Source organism: Duganella dendranthematis (assembly GCF_012849375.1).
Lineage (GTDB): Bacteria > Pseudomonadota > Gammaproteobacteria > Burkholderiales > Burkholderiaceae_D > Rugamonas > Rugamonas dendranthematis.
In genome coordinates this window covers 1,844,889-1,863,609 of the sequence record NZ_CP051684.1, presented here as the reverse complement: position 1 = coordinate 1,863,609, position 18,721 = coordinate 1,844,889, and the positions used below count along the sequence as shown (strand labels likewise).

Genomic DNA, 18,721 nt, shown 5'->3' with positions numbered 1-18,721 from the left:
CCCGGTTCAAGTCTTTTCCTGCTTTGCCGTTAATTAGACGACAAGCGTAATTCGGCGCTTGGAACCGCGCGCGCCCATGCAGATCAACACCAACCTCGAGTCGCTCAATGCCCAACGCAGTTATGCGCGTTCGAGCGCGGATCTGGCCGTGCACGTGCAGCGGCTGTCGAGCGGGTTGCGCATCAATTCGGCCAGCGATGACGCGGCCGGACAGGCGATCGGCGATCGCATGACGGCGCAGATCAACGGCCTGCATCGGGCGACGCAAAATATCAATGATGGCATTTCGCTCGTGCAGGTTGCCGACGGCGCGGCCGGCCAGTTGACCGAGAACTATCAGCGCATGCGCGAGCTGGCGGTGCAGGCGGCCAATGACACCAACAACAAACTCGATCGGCAGTCGATCCAGCAGGAAGTCGATGCGCTGGTGGCGGCCAACGTCGATATCGTCGACGACACCCGCTTCAATGACCGGCGGCTGCTGGACGGTTCGTTTTCCGAGCAGTTGCAGGTGGGGTCGCAATCCGGCCAGACGGTGGCGTTGCGCATTCCGCAGGCGGTGCTGATGCCCGGCACCTCGCGCGGCTTGGTGAACATCGCTCCGCAGCAGTCCAGCGCCGCCGGCACCGCCGTTCTCGGCGCACTGCAATACGGCGACCTGAACATCAATAATGGCGTGGTGGGCGCGTCGGTGGCGGGCGCGCTGCCGGGGCAGGGGGCCGATAGCGCGTATGCGCTGGCGGCGGCGGTGAATGCCGCCAGTATCGACGGCATTTCCGCTTCCGCCGTCACCACGGTGAGCGGCGCGGTGGGCGCCAGCGGCACGCTCGGGAGTGGCACGTTGACGGTGAACGGAGTGGCGGTCGGCGCGATTTCCGGCGCCACGGCTGCGGCGCGCGCTGCCGATGCCGCTGCCGCCATCAGTGCGACGGGCGTCGGCGTGAGCGCCAGCGCCAGTGGCGGCACGCTGACGCTGACCGCCGCCGACGGCCGCGATATTGTGCTGAGCGAATCGTCGGCCGGCGCGCTGGCGTCGTTGGGCTTGACGCCGGGTGCGAACAAAGGTGCGCTGGCCATTACCGAAGCGGCGCGGCCGGGCAGTCACACGATGCGCATCAGCGGCGCCAATCCGGCCAAGGCGGGGCTGGTGGCAGGCACGCAGCCTTCGGTGGTGGTTGGGCCGCCGGAGCTGGTAATGCAGAATATCTCGACGCCGGGCGAACCGCCGATGGATTTATCGACCCACAGCGGCGCCAGCGACGCGATGGATTATCTCGATGCCAAACTGGCGCAGGTGGATGATGTCCGTGCGACGCTGGGCGCGGTCAATAACCGGCTGACGGCGGCCGCCAGCAATGCGGCCAATACGGCCGACAATTTGTCGACGGCGCGTTCGCGCATCATGGACACCGACTACGCGATTGAAGCGACGCAGATGACGCGCAGCGATGTGCTCAGCCAGGCCGGCGCCGCGATCGTCGCGCAAGCCAACGCGCTGCCGAAACAGGTGCTGCAGCTGCTGCGCTAGCTGTCCGCCGACCCCCGCGCCGCCTACTACCGCCCGTTCGCCGCCGTCGGCAGCCGGCCCGCACCGCCCGCGACCTGCCCGCCGAGCGCCGCTAAGCCAGCAATCACGCGCCGGGCGCCGACAGGTGGCCGACGTCGTAGCGCTTGACGTCCGCGCCGCCGTGCAGCGCTACCGGCATAGCCTCGCTGGCCGCCGCATCGCGCCACAGCACCAAGCGCGCAATTGTCCACGTCACCGGCTCGAAGCCGATCACCACCGCCAGCGCGCCCAGCGCCAAGGCCTGCTGCGCATACGCCTCTTCCTGCAAGCGCAGTTCGGCCAATGCCGCATACGGCGCAATCACCGCGCTGCTGCGCGTCGCAAAGCGCGCCTCACGGATACCGTCTCCCACCGTCGCCTGCCACGGCGTCCACGTCTTCACCGACGGCCAGCCGAACGCCCGCGCCACGCCGGCAAACGCGGGACTATTCAGGAAGCCGTGCATCGCCTCCTCATCGCGCCACAGATAAAATGGTGCATACGTCTTCTCCGGCGCCGACGCATGCAGATACGCCTTGAAGACCAAACCCGGCAACTCATCCAGCAACGGCCCCTTGGTCGCGATGCGCTCCCGCACCACCGCCATATCGTAATCCCCCGGCAGCACAAAGCTATATTGCATCGCGATCATGAAAGTCTCCTTTTGATTGACACCGCCACGATACCGTCCTATCTTAATCCTGAAAATCAGGAATATTTTGATAGACACTTCAGAAAAACAGGATGATCAATGCGCCGCCTGACCTTTGACCTCGACGTCTTGCGCACCTTCGTCACTGGTGTCGACATGGGCAGCTTCGCCAAGGCGGCCGACAAGCTTGGCCGCTCCACCTCCGCCGTCAGCGCCCAATTGAAAAAGCTGGAAGACCAGCTGGGCATGCCGGTGCTGCGCAAGGAAGGACGCGGCATGGTCCCCACGCCTGCCGGCGAATCGCTGCTGGGCTATGCGCGCCGCCTGCTGGAACTGAACGACGAAGCCGCCAATGCGGTGCGTGGCGCCGCACTGGCCGGCAGCGTGCGGCTCGGTATCCAGCAGGATTTCGGCGAACACGTGCTGACGGAAGTGCTGGGCCGCTACGCCCGCGTGCATCCGCGCGTGCGTATCGAAGCCCGCGCAGCGCGCAACGCCGAGTTGATGGAATTGTTGAACAGCGGCCGGCTGGACATGGCGTTGGCCTGGGAGGGCGGCGTCGTCGCGCCGCACGTGGTGGACGCCGGCCGGCTCAACATGCGCTGGATCGGCGCCGCTGACGAGGCGCGCCTCGCCCCCGCACTCGCCGCCGGCACTGCAGCAGAACCGCTGCCGCTGGTGATGCTGGACGCCCCATGCGTGATGCGCGCCGCCGCCACGCGCGCGCTGGACGAGGCAGGCATCCCGTGGCGCATCGTCTTCACCAGTCCCGGCTTGTCCGGCGTATGGGCGGCGGTGGCGGCCGGATTGGGCGTAACGGTGCGCACCGCCGTTGGCCTGCCGCCATCGCTGCGCCTGCTGGACGCGCCATCGTTGCCGCCACTGCCCGACATCGGCCTGCGCCTGTACCGCGCCGAGCCCCACCTAAGTCCACCGGCCCAGCACCTGCACGACATTGTCCTGCAAGCGTTGTTCTGAGTGACTATTGGATAGATTCCTAGCGGCAAAACTCTATAAAATTTCCCCTTGGAATTCTTTGTTGTTAGGCAAGAATCCAGTTCACTACAGGGAAAATAATGAAAAAGATGAAAACCATCCAGATGCTGGCGACCGTCATGGCCGTTTCGGCACTGGCCGGCTGCGCCACCGAAAGTTCGCAGGCGGTCGCCGTGGCCACCACGGCCAGCGCCACCAAGCCATACGCGGGTCCACGTTCGCCGATCGCGGTCGGCAAGTTCGACAACCGTTCCAGCTTCATGCGCGGCATCTTCTCGGACGGCGTCGACCGTCTGGGCAGCCAGGCCAAGACGGTGCTGATCTCGCACCTGCAGCAGAGCAATCGCTTCAACGTGCTGGACCGCGACAACCTGAGCGAAATGAAACAGGAAGCCGGCTTCAAGCAGCAGACCCAATCGATCAAGGGCGCCGATTTCATCGTCACCGGCGACGTGACCGAATTCGGCCGCAAGGAAGTGGGCGATCACCAGCTGTTCGGTCTGGCTGGCCGCGGCAAGACGCAAGTGGCTTACGCCAAGGTCACGCTCAACGTGGTCAATATCGCCACCTCGGAAGTGGTGTACTCGGCGGCCGGCGCCGGCGAATACAGCCTGTCGAACCGCGAAGTGCTGGGCTTTGGCGGCACCGCCAGCTACGACGCCACGCTGAACGGCAAGGTGCTGGACCTGGCCATGCGCGAAGCGGTGGACAAACTGGTGGCTGGCGTCGATGCCGGCGCGCTCAACCTGCGTCGATAAGGCCGACCTTCATGCACATGACGAACATCAAGCGCGCCGGCCTGGTGCTGACGCTGGCCGGCACGGCCTTCCTGACCGGCTGCGCCTCGCCGCCAAAAACCTTGTACGGCTGGGACGGCTATCAGCCGCAGGTCTATCAGCATCTGAAGGGCGAGAGCCCGGACCAGCAGATCGCTGAGATGGAAAAAGCGCTGCAAACCATTAGCGCCAAGGGGCCTCGGTGCCGCCGGGCTTCCACGCCCACCTGGGCATGCTGTACTCGATCGCCGGCAAGTCGGACCAGATGGCGGCGCAATTCGAGGACGAGAAAAAACTGTTCCCGGAGTCGGCCACGTATATGGACTTCCTGCTGGCCAAGGTAAAGAAGGGTGACAAGATATGATCAAGCGATTCCTGAAACTGGCGGCCTGCGTGGCGCCGATGCTGCTGGCAGTCGGCTGCGCCAGCAACAAGCCGGCGGCGTATGACTACACCGCCTTCAAGGCCGCCAAGCCGCGCTCGATCCTGGTGCTGCCGCCGCTGAACAATTCGCCGGAAGTCAACGCCGGCAACAGCGTCTACGCGCAAGTGACGTATCCGCTGGCGGAAGCCGGCTACTACGTGCTGCCGGTGGGACTGGTGGGCGAGACCTTCAAGCAGAACGGCATGACGGTGGCGCAGGATATCCACACGCTGCCGCCGGCCAAGCTGCAGGAAATCTTTGGCGCCGACGCCGGCCTGTACATCACCATCTCCAAGTACGGCGCGACCTATACCGTGCTCGATAGCGTGGTGGTGGTTTCGGTGCAGGCCAAGCTGGTCGACCTGAAAACCGGCACCGTGTTGTGGACCGGCGCCGCCAGCGCCTCCAACAACGAAGGCGGCAACAACGGCGGCGGCGGGTTGATCGGCGCGCTGGTGGCGGCGGCCGTCAAGCAGGTCATCAACAGCACCACCGACCAGTCGCACCCGGTGGCCGGCGTGGCCAGCGTGCGCCTGCTGTCGGCGGGCATGAACAACGGCCTGCTGTACGGCCCGCGTTCGGCGCAATACGCTACGCAGTAATCAGTCCCTGATGCGGGTGCCGGCCAGCTGTGCCACGCCGGACAGCGTGGTCTGCGCCGCGTTCAGGCCAAGCAGGAAGTCCTTGTCGGAATAGGTGTCGTAGTTGTCGGTCGGCTGGTGCCAGTTCGGGTTCCAGCCGGCGCCGATCTGCTGGCCGCGCTCATTCTCGCGCAGCGAAATCGACGGTACCAGATCCATGAACGGCGTCGAATCGGTGTTCGTCATGTGGAAGCCAACGGCGGCCGGATAATTGGTCGCGTACTTGTCGTTGGCGGCGCGGAAGGCCCACGCCAGCTTGGCCGAACCCTCGGCCTGCTTCGACACCGACTGGTACTCGATGTTGACGTCCGCCTCCAGCCGCTGCTCCGGCGGCGACACGTAGGTGGTCTTGCCGCTGGCGTCCTGCTTTGGCATCGGCATGCCATGGTCGTACATCATCATGTCGTGCTGGATCATGCCCAGCCACTTCGGCTCCGGATACTTGCCCGAGCCTTTCGGCGATTCGATCCCCTGCAAATCCTTGCGCTGCTCGACATAGGCAGCGGCGCCATTCAAGCCGGTTTCCTCGTTGTTCCACAGGATGAAGCGGATCGAGCGATCAGTCTCCACGCCCGGCATGCTGAAGATGCGCGCCAGTTCCATCACCAGCGCGGTGCCGGAGCCGTCGTCGTTGGCCGCCTCGCCGAAGCCGATGCCGTCCATGTGGGCGCTGACGATGTACATCTCTTCCGGATGCGTCTTGCCGACCTTGGTGCAGTAGACATTCTCGCGCAGCGAGGTGCCGACCGGCGTCTGCTCGGCGTTCAGCGCGCGCAGGCGCTCATTCGGCTGGCGCAGCGGATCGGCATTGACGCCGGTCGGAATGCGGTTGCCGAACAGCGTGCTGCCGCCTTGTCCGGCCGGACCGCCGGCGCCGCCGCTCGGAATGCCGGCCGCGCGCCGGGCCGACGGCGCGCCAGGCGCCGGCTGGGTGAACTGGTATTGCAGGCGTTCCGTATTGGTGCAGCCGTAGGATTTGAGTTGCGCCTCGATCCAGTCCAGCGCATCGCGGTTGCGCTGCGTGCCCTGGCGACGGTCGCCGAACGTGGTCAGGCTCTTGATGGTGGCCTTGTACTTGTCCAGCTCCAGCTGCTTGACCAGCACCGAGACGGGATCGGGCGGCGCGGCTTCCTGCGCCAGAACCAGTGGGGCGGCCAGCGCCAGGGCCAGGGCTGCGCTCAAACCTGCAACTGCTTTCATGGGTCATCCTTTATTGTTAAAAGTGCCTGCACATTGTGCATGACAGGCACACGCCGTGTGAAGTAAATCCGTGTAAGCACAACACCACACTTCGATACAAAACGCCGGACTTCAGCAATTTTTCAGACAAACGCAGCGGGGAATATGAGGCACCACCCAAACCCCGTGCGCAAAATGAACCTCTCTTCACACACCTTCAAATCGACCGCGCCACGCCTGATGCGCAGCAGTATGTACCTGCTGGGTATCTTCCTGTTCTGCTTCAGCTACTGGCTGCATCGCTCGTTCGGCAAGCCGGATATCGAGCAGATCACCTACCACATGAATTTTGGGATGGAGCTGATGAACACAGTGGACCCGGCAGTGACGCGCCGCTTCGTCCGCTGGTGCATTGTGGCGCCGCTGATCTTCTTCGCGCTGCTGTGCTATATGGAGCGGCGCGGACGCCGCGTGCTGGCGCGCCGTTCGCAGCGCTGCCGCACGATCTGCTCGCGCCTGAACAAATGGGTGCCGCTGGCGGTGGTGTTCAGCGCCACCATGTTCTGGATGTGCGACGTCTCGGCCTTTAAGTACATCACCTCCGACTTTGGCCCGGACTATTTCGGCGCCAACTACGTGCCGCCGAAATCGGTGCCGCTGGTCGCCACCAAGCCGAAGAACCTGATCCTGATCTACGTCGAAAGCCTGGAGCAGGGCTACACCGACCGCAAAGTGTTTGGACGTGACTTGCTGGCGCCACTGACCGCGCTGCATGGGACTAACTTCCCCAGTTACGAACAGGTGCCGGGCACCGGCTGGACCATCGCCGCCATCGTCGCCACGCAGTGCGGCGTGCCGCTGGAACGGGTGACGGTATTCGATCCCAACACGCAGGGACAGGTGATCAACTCCTTCCTGAAGAATGCCGTGTGCCTGCCGGACCTGTTGGCGGAACAGGGCTACCGCAACGTCTTCATGGGCGGCGCCTCGACCAGCTTCGCCGGCAAGGACAAATTCCTCAGCCAGCATCACTATCACGAAGCGTACGGCCGCGAAGAGTGGCTCAAGAGCGGCGTGCCGGAAAGCGCGCTGAACGGCTGGGGTTTGTACGACGGGGACCTGTTCAGCCGCGCCAAAACCAAGCTGCGCGAACTGTCGGCCAGCGGGCAGAAATTCAACCTGACGCTGCTGACGGTGGATACGCACGAGCCGGAAGGGTATTTGTCGCACAACTGCGCGCAACGCGGCTTCAATGGCTTTGACGGCGTGATCTCGTGCACGGCGGCGGAGGTGGCGGACTTTGTGCGCTACGCCAAGGACAACGGCTATCTGGAGGACACCAACATCGTCATCCTCGGCGACCACCTGTCGCGCAAGAATCCGCTGACCGACCAGCTGACGCAGCGGCCCGACCGCACCATCTTCAACAGCTTCATCGCCAAAGACGCGCCGCTGCCGAACCGCACGCAACTGCTGCACTTTGATTTGATGCCGACCATCCTGGAGTTCACCGGCTTCTCATTGGCGGACGGGCGCATGGGGCTGGGCTACAGCGGCTTCAACCAGCACGCGCTACAACCTCCGCCAGGGCGCTTTGCCGAGATGGACAAAAGCCTGATGAATCATTCGGATCAGTATATGGCGTTGTGGTCGGATCCGGAGTCGGACCATTAGCGGTGGCTGGGAAGTTGTCAATCCCGCGCAAAGCCGCGTAGAATGCGAGGCACGCGGGTGTAGTTCAATGGTAGAACGGCAGCTTCCCAAGCCCCGCCACCTCGTTAAACGCCACTGTTCATGCGCGTTTCAAACGCATGAATATGCGTTCACACAAAAACTCCACCTTAATCAACAAGTTATCCGCCATCACAGTTTCGACCCCACAGCTAGTCGAAAAAGCTGCTGATACGCTGTGATCGCAGTTCGAGAAATCGGACTGCGCTTGCTATTCATTGAACAGTGTATGTTCGTTTGCTCGATGAATCGACCCACTCGGTTTGCCCCCGCCTTCCACTGTCTGGCAAACGCTGCCACGCGGTCGTAAGATCTTTCATATCCCATCTCTTTCAGGTTCGCGTGGATCTGCTTCAAACTACCGCGCTGCTTGCTCGTCTCGGCCTTGAGCCATCCTGACTGCACGGAATATTTGTCCAGCCCGCTCGCTATACGTCATTTCGCATAGGTGGACTCGGTGGTTTCCGAACGCAAATAGCGCCGGACGGTGTTACGTGAGACACCCAGCCTTCTGGCAATCTCCGGTAAGGGAATCTGGTCACGAATGTGCCAGCGTCGAATTATGCCTAGTACTGCCACGTTGATCACTCCGTTCTCCTACCGATAAGACAGGTCGAATTGTGCTCTTCACGTGGGTAAGATTCAGTTGCAAATTACTAGAGGAAGTGGGCAAACTTTCGGTGCAAATCAACATCGAACCAGCCGAAAAAAGTTTACATTATCATCATAAGTGACTATATTGATTCGTCGGTTTCTTGGAAGTCAATGCAATATTTTGAAAGTTTCCCCGGCGGAATTATAAAATGCTCTGAAAAATGATTTTCCGAAATTCGGTATTAGAGCCCCTACCGAATCTTACAGTCTCAATTGGCGCCAATGATTGAACCAATGATTGGAGGTTGAACATGAGCAATGGTAGGTTTTCAGGAAATCCAAGGACCGAGTGGTTATCTGAATCTGGACCCGATCAGCGAATGCAATTGCTTGAGGCTTTCTGGTATGACGATCCCAATGGATTTCGTTGGAATGCGCCGCGAGGAAGTATTATCAATGGTGCCAGTATTCCCAAAACGCTATGGTCTTCGGTAGGCAGTCCATATACCGGGGATTACCGGATGGCATCGATTGTACACGACGTCGCTTGTTCTAACCCGAAAATCTCTCGGGATGATGCAGACCGCATGTTCTACCAAGCCTGCTTGGCCGGAGGATGCACCTTATTTCAAGCCAAAATACTTTATGCCGGAGTGTGTATCGGCGCTGCGACTGGCGACTGGAAGTTGCGTTCCCCTTATCTCACAACAAATGACGAGAAGGCTTTCAAGCTGCCGAGTGAGCACTCGCAAGCCGAGGTAGAAGTGCGCGCGAAGTTTATCCTGATGGCGAAAGATCTTGAGTCGACCGGTGACGATTTCGAAGAAGTTAGGCAAGTAGTTATAAGGCATCTTGAACACTAGCGTCGCGTCGTTCCGAACTGGCCATCAGAATTCAAAATCAAGAGGACCGAGAACTGTCCGGTATGTCAAATTGTGCCTGCATGATAATTTTCCGCTTTCGCTGTTCAGTTAAAGAAGTGACCCAACCTGCAAGCCGTTTGGGAGGCAATGCGGGAGCAAAGCAGCGTAAAAGCACAAAGACCTATTATTAATGCATGCTCCCAACGTCTCAATTATCATTAAAAACACATGGGCAAGGGTTGTGTCGATATCGCATTAAGCATTAAAACAGTAGTTCAAATAAAACTTGTCGCAGAAATATTAAATTTATATTCTGCTGTTTTCTGCTTTAATTTTCTAATTTTTGTTCAATGAATGACGTCTAATTTATGATTAATATCATGAAATATTAATTATGAAACTGAAGAAATATATTTGCGGGGAATTTCTCAGATTTAATAGAAGAAACTTCAGGTAGGGTAAATATGAAAAACTACGCAATAGTCGGATTTATCTATACGCAAGCTTGCCCACTGAGTTGTAATTTTTGTTGCCATACAAAAGAAGTGGTCGGCTCTGGTAAATTTACACCAGACATCATCGTCCCTCTTATTATTTCTTTTGCCGAGCAGCCGTCAGTTACACGTTTCGCATTTTCTGGCGGCGACCCATTTCTTTTTATCGATGACATAATTGATGCGATGATCAAAGCTCGTGCTGCGGGCGTTAATCAACCTTTTCACATTGTAACTTCAGGGTATTGGGCAACTAACTCAGAATACACGAAGGATGTCCTTAAGCGATTGCATAGTGCTGGTATGGACGCTTTGGACGTCAGTTACGACACCGAGCATGCTCGGTTTGTCCCGCCAGAGAACATTTATCGGATCGGAGAGTGTTGCGAGGAGATCGGTTTACGCCTTGAAATATTCGGCCATTTTTGGAATCCCGGAGAGCGTGTCGAGGATCTTTTACCGAAAATAAGAGGGGCCGAAAGCATCTATTCTGGCATGGTGATGCCAATTGGTGCGGCCAGAGTGCATTTCAAGGGGCGACGTTATAACAAGCCAGATTCCGATAAATATTCTTGCGGAAAGCCATCAATTTATGACGTAGCCATATACCCCGATGGGGCCGTATATCCGTGTTGTTCGGGTGGGTTCAATAAGGAAGCTGGTATCATTTGTGGAAATGTTTTTGAAGACAACGCGGCAGATATTTTATCTTCAGTATTTCATCATTTCCATGCAAGGATTGCTAAGGAAGTTGGGTTTGATAGGCTATATAACAATATAATAAAAAATCGGCCTGATCTAATAGAGCGACTGCCGAAGTTTGCAGAGGTTGATTCTGTGTGTGAAATTTGTCGCGACTTGCACTCAAATAAGGATTTAATGAATGAATTAAGCTTAATATATGAGGAAATGGAAATTGAACATGTTATTGAATCTGTTGAAAAAAACTGGAAAAAAATTCACGATATAACGATGATTGCTGGCTGATAGTATTTGTGGCTGTTTATATATTGCGGTATTGGTGATTTTGATTGGGTCGGTTTTTTGAGGTTGCTTGAAATGAAACGAGCACAATCAACGTATTCGGGTTTTACCCGGATTTGGGGCGGGCTATCTCGCATTAATTACTTTTCTATGGAGAAATCATGACGCTAGATGAATTGAAGGAAAAACTCAAGACAGATCGTGTTGCACGCTTCAAGTACGTGGAGTCCGCGATTGAATTCTTTGAGAAAAACGGGGTTGTCGTGGATGAGACTCTGTTAAAGAGCTTTGACGAGGACGCTATTAAAGCAGTCACTGGCGGGGCGGCGGCGGAACCAACGTTATCGCTATTTTTTAACTAGAAAAAGAGCGAAATTTCGTAAGCTTATCAGCTTGGAGGCGAAGTCATGACTATTGAAAACATTGTTTTTGAAGAAGTGGCTTCGCCATGTGAACGTGTTGAACAGCAAACCGCATTTTATTGCGGAGCTGCATGCTGTAAGATGGTCTTCGATAATTTGAAAATTCCAGTCTCGCAAGCGGAAGCATACCAAATTATACACAACGACGAGCGGTTCAAAACGGAGGAGCTATACTCCGATCCGTTGGGTATTGCAGCTTGCCTCAATATTAAGACGCCTGTTGATATATCGTTCGAAGTCCAGGACTTTTCCTCTACTGACAAGTCGATCGTACTTGATCAGATATATTACACTTTGAAGTTTCTGCGTATTCCGTGCCTGGTACTCGTGCAAAAAGGGAATCATTGGGTGGTGATTAGTGCAGTACGAATGACTGAAGAAGTCGGGGGAAACCGCGAGATGCGCGGTGTATATATTCAAAATCCGTGGTATGGGAGCACTGCAAACAAGTATGTCGCAACACCAGAGTTTCTCGATGGTTGGCTGACACCAATTGCCTGGGGGGAAACATGGAAAAATTCTTTAGTGATAATGTCCGATGAGAAGGCGCCTAGGCCCCAGAACATCGCCGCTATGCAGTCGTCTCACACTCTAATTTCATTTCGGCCCTCAGCTTTTCTGACTAAAAGCCAGCTTGCACAGTCGGCCTTACGCGAGCACGGCTTTAATGAAATTCTCAACCTTGGAGGTGGTGCTGGGGATATTTTAGCTCCCATTGATGTCGTGGATCTCGCTGGGAACGGCGATTATACAATAATACCGATGGATGGGACCAATAGTGCCAATTTTAAAGATTTTGTTTACGTTGCGGTGGATTCGGCTAGTGGAAATTTGCTCGAAATTGAAAGATTTGGTAATGCTCTACAGGTGTACTCGGATAGTGAGGCCAAGGGCGTTATTCAAACTCTTCATCCTTCCGCGCATGTCACTATCGATCCACTTTATTATTGGGAACGCTCTTTTATTGCGATGAGCAGATTTCAGATCTTTAGGAAGGTTGGAATAGATGGCACCTCATTCTTTCTGACAAGTGGAGGGGAAATTAAGGCAGACTTGGCGTTCACAGCAAAAGCCGGAGGTTAATATGGATGGAGTTCTGATAGATAAAGAGCTTAACGTAGCCGGTATTGATGCGCTATTTTCTAGATCTGCACTAGCTTTAATAGTAAAGAATTTTTGTGGGCGAGAACAATCTGCGGCGATGTCAGATTGGTTTTTTTATCATGAGGGTAGGCAGAACTACCGATATTCTGACGCAACAGGTCATCTTCATCATTCAGACACGGATAGGGTCGGAGTACCATTTAGTGAATTTTATAAATTCTTATTAGATCCGAGTACTAGCCAGCATGATATTGAGTGTATTCGTCGCGACTTGGCGAGAACCAGTCAGGAGCATATGGAATCAATTTCTCGTCAATTTATGCCTCTTGAATCACCGATTGACAGCATCAAATTTTTACTCAATGCTCTTTGGCCGAGCGGTGCCAAGGTCGCGACGTTCATGGGACTCCAGCCCTGTATTGGATTGGCACGGATAATTGCCCCTGGAGCGAAACTGCAAGCCGATTCCAATCCACACCTTGATTGGCTTCCTCCATCAATCGCTTCCTTAGACAGACAGTTTTCTGCGATAACATACCTCGATGTCCCGGCAAAAGGGGGCGAGCTAGAGATTTGGAACGTTTCCCTTGATCGTATCATGTTCCTCATTGAAACGAGAGGAACCCTTAGGCGAGTGGATCTACCAGATCCAATTAGTATAAAGCCGGAAATTGGCGATCTGATACTTATAGACACGCGAAATCCACATGCGGTTCGCGGATTCGAAGAAGGGCGAAGAATCGTTCAAACTTGCTTTATCGGTGCAAAAGGAGATAATCCGTTATTGCTTTGGAGCTAGAGAAAGATAGCTTATAAAGGATGCGTAGGTCACCCAATCATTTGCACGGGCGGCCTTTCGCAATTCGATCTCAGAACTTGCTCCAGCTGGTGCTAGCGGTATTACGATATATGCGACACTAGTAGAATTTTGTCGCACATTCACTGATTTTACATTTTCAAAATAAGGAATATCAAGGTTTTTCAGAAAACCAATAATTTCTCCTCCTTTTTCGCATAGCAAAGGCTCTTGAATGATACGATCATAAACACTCCGGATTTTGTTATAGCTCATTCTTATTGGCGAAAAATATTTCGCGTCATCAGGCCGGAATGTGCTTCCTCGGCAAAACCAGACTAAATTCTTCCTAAGAAAATCCTCATGAGCATCGTCTACCGGTAATTTTTCGGGCAAGATGAAATTTGCAAGATCGGGAGTGTCTATGAGGACGATGATTTCGGTGGATCCACTTAGAAAAATTCCGTATTTTTCCATCATAATATGTGGATTTTTAACGAAATCTTTTTTTGAGGACTCATCCATCCATAGCGATGATATCAAATCACCAATTTTTTTGTTGAATTCATTCAATTTCGAATCCTTACGTTCGGATGGCTAAATGAAAAACAATTGGTTCTCTGTGTAATTGCGAATAGTGCAGAACCGGAAGCATGAGCAAAATGATTATTTGCATAAATGGTAGCATTCTTTCTTTGCGATGATTGTTCTTTCTACATATTTTTTTTGTGGCTCAATTTCTGATGTAAATCAATGCCAGTTCCTTCACGTCATCATGTAGCTGTTTCATTGCGCGCCATTGCTTAAATGCAATTATTTTAATTGCTCGATGTATCGACGATCGCCTCAAACTGCGTTGTCCGTTTGCGCTTTTTCATAGATGGTTCCCGTACCGTAAACGACGTGGAATCGACATGGATCTCTACCAAAAAAACTATCGCAAGCTGCTTCAACTTATGCCTGACTTGCATGGCATTAATGGGCCTGCCAAACTCACCGCCATAGGCCACAACGATGTGAATATCGATGTAATCGAACGTCACAAGCATCGGCTGGTGCTGCGCATGAGCCACTATCTTCAACGACTGCATGGCCCAGCGATTCCTGATCCTGATATGACTGTTGAGGTGTTCTTGGTTGCGGAGACTGTGGGCGCACTGACATACACTGATTGCTTTGGATCGCGCCGGGTGTTCTGTCCAGAGATGATGGCGTTCAGTCCGATGGCGAAGTCGGAGCTGAACAATTTCCTCGATCAGTGGTTAACGAAGATGATTGCCGATGGGCGATGTCAACCAAAGGCCGAACTTGCGCAATGAGCAAGCGCAATTCTGGCCTGCCGGGATTGATCATAAATGCCACCGGCCCGCGCAACTCGCGTTCGCACGTGAACTCGAAACTGCTCTGGCGTCAATTCAGCTTTACGCTTGTGGCGGTGCAGATTGCAGAACCGACAGGCGGCAGCGATATTGGCGGCGGTGTCGCCGCCGCCATTCTTTCTTGCGCAGAGATGCTCAGCTGTGCATTGACGATGGCGGGCCTGTTTGACGGTGAGATTTTGTTCGGCGGCGAAATGGTCAAGTTCGGATAGCCACATCAGTTTGTGACAGTAGATGCAACGGCCATGTTGACGAAGAAATGCACTTGCGCGAAAGCGCTTGAGGGTATTGGGCATATGGGCTCCTGTGTTAAGAAACCCCGTCTGCTCTCAGAACATCGCGGGACCAGCTGACTCTGTCAGGCTGGCAAATTGGGCGGCCTCTGGCACATCCGGTTTGACTATGCCGGATTTGCGCAGTGGATGCAAGTTGCCAGTAGAAGATCAAGCCAGCCCACGCATGTAGGCTGGTGGCATACGATGCTCAGCCCAGTTTTGCTTTTATTAGCTGGTAATACGTGCTGGCACCGGCTGCGCTCAGTTTGGCCTCTGTGACGAACTGTTCGACGATCTGCTTGCGAGTTACGTCTTTTTGTTTTGACATACGCAGGTAGATGGCGGAAGCCATTACCATCTTCGTCGGTGCTTTCGGTTTCTTTTCGGCTTTGACCGCAGGAGAATTGCTAGCATCGCTTTTTCCTTCATTCGCCGTCGTATCCGTCGTCGCCGTCGACGAAATCGGCGTAGAGACGTTTTTAATCGGTCCGACCGCGCCGGGCGATGCCGGTGCAACAGCTTGCGGCGTATTCGTGGCGGCAGGTGCTGTCGATTTCTGATCAGTCGTTGCCTTCGGCAGATCGGTCGCAGTAGTCTTTACGTTCATGATTTAGGCTCGTTTGGTTAAGGAGCCTTTACCATCAACAGTTTTCCATGACTAGGCAACGGCCAGTTAGCAGGCCCAGATTCTTCGCTTCACCTCCATCGATTCGCACAAGGCGGTATCGGCAGTTTTCGCAGAGCAACCACCACAGTTCCCATCACACCCGCAAGGGTCTACGCTTAAGACCTGCATGAATCCAGGGCTTGCAGAGCTACGTTAGAAGCTTTAAGAGCCGTACTGCGAGTTCCCTATCCAATTTTAATGGCTATTAATATAAATCGTTTATATCGTTTTATAGGGCAACTTAGATTGCCAGTGTTTGCGAAGCCCATCCATTAAGCTCAGAAATTGTGTATTTTGGTCTGCACCTTTCCAACGATTGATAAACTTACATACCACCTGGAGATTGCCTGGCTCATAGTGACCGCTGCTGTCGATACGGTCCAGAGATGCTTTCATTTCGTCGTCAACGTTCGGCGAATTGTCGGGATGAATCGGTAGGCCGCTAATTGCACAACAAAATCCCTGGTGGTTGAGCAAATCTGCTACGTACTGGCTAAACTTTTCCTCGGATACGAACGCATTGTTCTTATTCTTGATCGTTTGCAAAACCTCCTGTCCGTTCGATGCATTTGTCGTTTGCTGTGCTGTCTTCACCATGCGTCGAGCGGTATGGCTCCATGCATCGACGGACACTAGGGTAGGAGCAGGAGGGGGCACCTCAACGATAGCCGAGCTGGCTGTCGTAATGGGCTTGCCGGACGTCAGATATCTGGCGAACTTCACCAAGGCGGCGTTGTACATGCCATGTCCGGTGCTGTCCCTTTCAATGAAGATCGGGAGCTTCCGGATGGCAGACGCGATTGACTCAAATGTTGATAAATCCCCGATATCGGTAAGCGAGCCGCTTAAGACTGAGTTTGCATTTGCCCATGCAGTGAGCGGGCCGCTCACTGCGCTGCCGTATTTCTTTACAGACGATTCGGACAATCCTTGTTGCTGCATCCAACTCTCGAAGCTAGTCATGTCGTGTCGATGAAGTTGCCAAACACATACTCTAGCAGAGTGCTGAGGCCGCTTGGCAACTACCGCATTTCTTACTACAGGGACGCCCTCCGCAGCCGTGAGCAGCGCATAAACGCTGCCTTTGCATAGGTACGTCAAAAGGTGCAAACGCTTTTGATCTACCTCCATCGCATCAGCTTCGAGGGATAGTACGCCTTCTGGGCACGTTGCTCACATCCTCAAGCATCAATTCAATAGTGCCTACGAAAATGATAGTAAGAATTTAATCTTGCACTAAGGGAACGATCGTAATAGTATTGTCTGAACAATTCCTTTAATTTCTCAATTACTAACAATAAATCCTCCCGATGGCCACGCAACCAAAAAAATTCTCGATTCGTTTGAATGCATTTCTCTTTAATAAGAAATCATCGAATTTTCAAATGTTCTTGGGCGAGGCGGGACGTGGTGTAAAGTCTTATGATCTTCAACCTGGCTTTGGAATCGAGGGGAAAATCTATGTCCAGGAGAAGGAAGCTGGGCGCCCAAAATGGGCAGATCAGCTTGACTTAATGCATGGTAAGAATATACCAGGATTAGATACAAAATCGGCTTCAGCAGTTGTATTTATTAAGACAAAAAACCGGGTTGTAGCGTTTGTTTTTGGTTATGGAAGATATTTATTAGATGATGGAACTTATGTTTTAGATTTCGGAATAAAAACTGCGCTAAACACTTTGGATAACACCACGCTTCGTAGCGTAGATCTTTACTCTATGGAGCAAGAGCCGATGCAGAAACGAAATCAGGCGGTTAGAAATTCCAATATCAACGCGTTTGGGATCGATGTAAGTCGAGATATATTGAAAGCAGTCACTGGCGAGGCACGTACAGGGATTGAATGGGAAACGATTCATGGAGGCGGGCCACAGTATAGCTTTACCGCAAAAATCCAAGGATTCAATGAGCTTAAAGCGATAGCAGAAGAGTTAAGTAGCTTTTATGATCTGTCGATTTACAAAACAGATTTTGAATGGGTAGATAATATTCAACGAGTGCAAAGTGACGCTTTGCGGGCTACTTTGGATGGCCTATTGATTGGGGATTTGCAAAAAGGCGCTCCGGCTGAATTACAGCTTACGCTTCCGGAAATCGGGGAGTGGGACAAAATATCTGGGTTTAGTTACACGCATGGGAAAACTAACGTCAAATCATCTATCTCAGCGTTAGACTATTTTTCTATAAATCCTTCCAAAGGACACACTATAGAGAAATTAAAATCAAATCGAGTTTTTTGTTACGATATAAACGGTTTCGAAACAAATTTCTCAGTTTATAGTTGCATATATTACGAGCGCCTCTATAAAAAAAAGATTTATGTTTTATTTTCAAACAGCTGGTTTTGTATCGATATAGATTTTTTAGACTCGATAAATGAGGCCTTACGCACAATACCGGTTTCAAGCTTGAAGTTTCCTGATGTTATAAGGTATTCGGTGCCAGTCACACCAACAAATAAGGCAGGAATTTCATTGGAAAATGAAGGAGATTATAATCTACGAGTTAGTAAAACGTCCGGATATCACTTACTTGATAAGAAGCTAATCAAGCCACGAGTAGGGGCTTCCTCGATAGAACTGTGTGATTTGCTATCGAACAAAGGCGAGTTTATTCATGCAAAGCATCGAAAAGGGGGATCTTCCGGTATCAGCCATTTATTTGCTCAGGGGAGGATAGCAGCCGAGTTATTATTGTCTGATCAGGAATTTAGAGAAGGAGCCCGAGCCGAACTAAAGGGGAGAAGCAAAGATTTGGTTCCGCTTCAAAAATTTGATGCGAGCAAAGCTGAGATAGTATTTTTAGTGCTTGGAGATGCATCAATAGATGTTAAAAATAATCTTCCATTTTTTAGTAAGGTGAATTTGTGGATAACCTATTTGAGTTTGACTCAAAGAAATTTCGAAGTATCAATCGCGGGGGCTGATCTGTCATCAGCTATTATTCCTGCGCCGGTTGTATCGACTAAGAAAACCGCAACTAAGGGTAAGAAAACTTCGCCGTAATCCGCAGTCCTAAAGTATTACCCAATTTTTAGTGCTTGCAATTGCAACTAAAATGGCCTCTATATGACTTGCGAGTTTCGAGGCACAAGCGTAGAAAAGAGAAGTGCCAGTAGAGGTGGCCCTATCGTTTGTCTGCATACATTGTTTGTCGCCGAATCGGAGACAGCGTAAAGCTCGCATTTTAACCCCAGGT

Annotated in this window: 19 protein-coding genes and 1 pseudogene; 14 read left to right on the top strand and 6 right to left on the bottom strand. The window is 53.2% G+C overall.

All coding sequences use genetic code 11. From position 1 onward, the window contains the following. Positions 1–76: 76 nt before the first annotated feature. Positions 77–1,528 (top strand): flagellin N-terminal helical domain-containing protein, encoded by a 1,452-nt coding sequence (locus tag HH213_RS08660; protein ID WP_169111997.1) that lies wholly within the window; start codon positions 77–79, stop codon positions 1,526–1,528. Positions 1,529–1,631: 103 nt separating this feature from the next. On the opposite strand, the gene HH213_RS08655 is transcribed toward HH213_RS08660, so the two are convergent. After that, on the bottom strand, positions 1,632–2,198 hold the full coding sequence (locus tag HH213_RS08655) for a DUF4865 family protein (RefSeq protein WP_169111996.1): 567 nt from the start codon (positions 2,196–2,198) through the stop codon (positions 1,632–1,634). 99 nt (positions 2,199–2,297) lie between these two features. Between HH213_RS08655 and HH213_RS08650 the strand changes: the two genes are divergently transcribed. The 4 genes and pseudogenes from HH213_RS08650 (at position 2,298) to HH213_RS08635 (ending at position 4,996) form a co-directional block, all read left to right on the top strand. After that, positions 2,298–3,176: a LysR substrate-binding domain-containing protein gene (locus tag HH213_RS08650; RefSeq protein WP_169111995.1), complete on the top strand. Its 879-nt coding sequence runs from the start codon at positions 2,298–2,300 to the stop codon at positions 3,174–3,176. Positions 3,177–3,283: 107 nt separating this feature from the next. Continuing rightward, positions 3,284–3,952 carry a CsgG/HfaB family protein gene (locus HH213_RS08645; protein ID WP_371875711.1) on the top strand — a complete coding sequence of 223 codons (669 nt, stop codon included), beginning with the start codon at positions 3,284–3,286 and terminating at the stop codon, positions 3,950–3,952. A 17-nt stretch (positions 3,953–3,969) separates the two neighbouring features. Further along, positions 3,970–4,334 (top strand): annotated as a pseudogene (locus HH213_RS08640) (DUF4810 domain-containing protein). Beyond that, positions 4,331–4,996: a DUF799 domain-containing protein gene (locus HH213_RS08635; RefSeq protein ID WP_169111994.1), complete on the top strand. Its 666-nt coding sequence runs from the start codon at positions 4,331–4,333 to the stop codon at positions 4,994–4,996. Before HH213_RS08640 ends, HH213_RS08635 begins: the two are co-directional and overlap by 4 nt. Here the strand turns inward: HH213_RS08635 and HH213_RS08630 are convergent, their stop codons facing one another. Then, complete coding sequence (locus tag HH213_RS08630; RefSeq protein WP_169111993.1) at positions 4,997–6,235, bottom strand: M28 family peptidase; 1,239 nt, start codon at positions 6,233–6,235, stop codon at positions 4,997–4,999. It abuts the gene before it with no gap. Between the two features lie 174 nt (positions 6,236–6,409). On the opposite strand from HH213_RS08630, the gene HH213_RS08625 reads away from it, so the two are divergent. Further along, complete coding sequence (locus HH213_RS08625) at positions 6,410–7,888, top strand: sulfatase-like hydrolase/transferase (protein ID WP_169111992.1); 1,479 nt, start codon at positions 6,410–6,412, stop codon at positions 7,886–7,888. Positions 7,889–8,380: 492 nt separating this feature from the next. Here HH213_RS08625 and HH213_RS30115 read toward each other — a convergent pair whose 3' ends face one another. Next, positions 8,381–8,524 (bottom strand): helix-turn-helix domain-containing protein, encoded by a 144-nt coding sequence (locus tag HH213_RS30115; protein WP_229263454.1) that lies wholly within the window; start codon positions 8,522–8,524, stop codon positions 8,381–8,383. Between the two features lie 326 nt (positions 8,525–8,850). On the opposite strand from HH213_RS30115, the gene HH213_RS08615 reads away from it, so the two are divergent. The 5 genes from HH213_RS08615 (at position 8,851) to HH213_RS08595 (ending at position 13,205) form a co-directional block, all read left to right on the top strand. Next, the gene (locus HH213_RS08615; RefSeq protein ID WP_169111991.1) at positions 8,851–9,402 is read left to right on the top strand and encodes a DUF1353 domain-containing protein; all 552 of its coding nucleotides are present in this window, start codon (positions 8,851–8,853) and stop codon (positions 9,400–9,402) included. 464 nt (positions 9,403–9,866) lie between these two features. Continuing rightward, on the top strand, positions 9,867–10,883 hold the full coding sequence (locus tag HH213_RS08610) for a radical SAM/SPASM domain-containing protein (RefSeq protein ID WP_169111990.1): 1,017 nt from the start codon (positions 9,867–9,869) through the stop codon (positions 10,881–10,883). Positions 10,884–11,041: 158 nt separating this feature from the next. Continuing rightward, positions 11,042–11,242: a hypothetical protein gene (locus HH213_RS08605; protein ID WP_169111989.1), complete on the top strand. Its 201-nt coding sequence runs from the start codon at positions 11,042–11,044 to the stop codon at positions 11,240–11,242. 45 nt (positions 11,243–11,287) lie between these two features. After that, positions 11,288–12,385, top strand: coding sequence for a cysteine peptidase family C39 domain-containing protein (locus HH213_RS08600; RefSeq protein WP_169111988.1), 1,098 nt, complete (start codon positions 11,288–11,290; stop codon positions 12,383–12,385). Between the two features lies 1 nt (position 12,386). Further along, positions 12,387–13,205, top strand: a complete 819-nt coding sequence (locus HH213_RS08595; protein WP_169111987.1) for a 2OG-Fe(II) oxygenase — start codon at positions 12,387–12,389, stop codon at positions 13,203–13,205. Here the strand turns inward: HH213_RS08595 and HH213_RS08590 are convergent. Beyond that, on the bottom strand, positions 13,188–13,775 hold the full coding sequence (locus HH213_RS08590) for a hypothetical protein (RefSeq protein ID WP_169111986.1): 588 nt from the start codon (positions 13,773–13,775) through the stop codon (positions 13,188–13,190). The genes HH213_RS08595 and HH213_RS08590 overlap by 18 nt on opposite strands. A 341-nt stretch (positions 13,776–14,116) precedes the next feature. Here HH213_RS08590 and HH213_RS08585 point away from each other — a divergent pair, with 341 nt between their 5' ends. Then, positions 14,117–14,521, top strand: coding sequence for a DUF1249 domain-containing protein (locus HH213_RS08585; protein WP_169111985.1), 405 nt, complete (start codon positions 14,117–14,119; stop codon positions 14,519–14,521). Continuing rightward, positions 14,518–14,793 (top strand): hypothetical protein, encoded by a 276-nt coding sequence (locus HH213_RS08580; protein WP_169111984.1) that lies wholly within the window; start codon positions 14,518–14,520, stop codon positions 14,791–14,793. Before HH213_RS08585 ends, HH213_RS08580 begins: the two co-directional genes overlap by 4 nt. A 271-nt stretch (positions 14,794–15,064) precedes the next feature. Here HH213_RS08580 and HH213_RS30660 read toward each other — a convergent pair whose 3' ends face one another. Then, the gene (locus tag HH213_RS30660; RefSeq protein WP_169109984.1) at positions 15,065–15,463 is read right to left on the bottom strand and encodes a hypothetical protein; all 399 of its coding nucleotides are present in this window, start codon (positions 15,461–15,463) and stop codon (positions 15,065–15,067) included. Positions 15,464–15,742: 279 nt separating this feature from the next. Further along, positions 15,743–16,465, bottom strand: a complete 723-nt coding sequence (locus HH213_RS08570; RefSeq protein WP_169111983.1) for a hypothetical protein — start codon at positions 16,463–16,465, stop codon at positions 15,743–15,745. 368 nt (positions 16,466–16,833) lie between these two features. Between HH213_RS08570 and HH213_RS08565 the strand changes: the two genes are divergently transcribed. Next, entirely contained in the window at positions 16,834–18,528 is a 1,695-nt protein-coding gene (locus tag HH213_RS08565) for a TIGR04141 family sporadically distributed protein (protein WP_169111982.1), read from the top strand. Positions 18,529–18,721: the final 193 nt, after the last annotated feature.